Annotated in this window: 3 pseudogenes; 1 reads left to right on the forward strand and 2 read right to left on the reverse strand. The window is 45.8% G+C overall.

The features are described from left to right. Positions 1 to 515 (forward strand): annotated as a pseudogene (locus CIK04_RS26350) (GGDEF domain-containing protein); the annotation flags it as partial. 30 nt (positions 516 to 545) lie between these two features. Here the strand turns inward: CIK04_RS26350 and nqrM are convergent. Further along, positions 546 to 781 (reverse strand): annotated as a pseudogene (gene nqrM, locus CIK04_RS26355) ((Na+)-NQR maturation NqrM). Positions 782 to 800: 19 nt separating this feature from the next. After that, positions 801 to 1,223, reverse strand: a pseudogene (locus tag CIK04_RS26360) (FAD:protein FMN transferase); the annotation flags it as partial.

Consider the following 1,223-nt stretch of genomic DNA (forward strand, 5'->3'; position numbering starts at 1 on the left):
CTGCCGTGTCCATCAAATACTCGACATGAAAGAAGCAACGAATGAGCTCTATCGTGATGGCGAACCAASACGCACGTCACTGGGCTCTGGAATCGGCGCTATCTCTTTGGACAAGAGTGCAAAGGCTGTGAGTTGCGCCATATTGCGATGCTTGATATCGACCATTTCAAAAAAGTGAATGATACCTATGGCCATGATGGTGGCGATATCGCCTTAAAGACTGTCGCTAACATTCTAAAAATTTACATTCCCCAWCGAAAGTGGTGGTACGATTTGGTGGCGAGGAGTTTTGTATCCAATCCTGTCAAAGTTACGACGACTTTGTCACTCGCTTAGAGCACATGAGGCAGCGGGTCGAAAAAACCACCATTACACACAAAGAGCACAACATTCATATTACCATCAGTATTGGTGTAGCCTCTTTGCAAGATGAGCTCGAAAATCAAATCAAAGAAGCCGACGGCTACTTGTACCAAGCCAAAGCCAACGGGCGAAACCAAATAGTTAGCCGATAAAGAAAACGCCCGATGCGGGCGTTTTTCATTTTAAGCGATGCGGTCTTTGTCCCACTGAGCCAATTTTTCCGCTCGCGCGGCTTCACGTGCTTCGCGTTTTTTACGCGCATCACAGGGTTCAGGGCAGTTACACACTTTTTCAATGCCAACAGCACCCAAACCGCCACAGCTTCCCTTCACCACCTTTTTTCATGAAAGATGTCAGCCCACTGCCATCGCGCAATCACGGCAACAAACACACCAAAGGTAATTAGAAATGTACTCATATCAACAAACCTATATCACTTATTGATTCTTCAAATATGGCTTATACGCATCAGAAGCGATTTCTGTAAAGCCATCATCTGTTTTCACGATCATTAGCACTGGGATGCCATTTTGATTAGCGATCTCAATGCCTTTTTCTTCGCCCAACACCTATTAGACCGGTTGCCAAGACATCTGCTCGTCATCGAGGATTTGTCTAACACGGTGACAGAAACCACTTTATGGTTAATTGGCATGCCTGTTTTGGATTAATGATGTGAGAATAACGAATACCATCACGCTCAAAGTAGTTACGGTAATCACCAGAAGTCGCGATCGCCATATCGCCCGGTTCGATAATATCTTGGATAGCGCGCTCTTCTACCGACGGTTTTTCAATCGCGATACGCCAAGGCACACCCTCACGGTTAACCCCTTTTAAGCGAATTTCACCGCCGATTT

The organism is Vibrio sp. 03_296 (assembly GCF_002265885.1).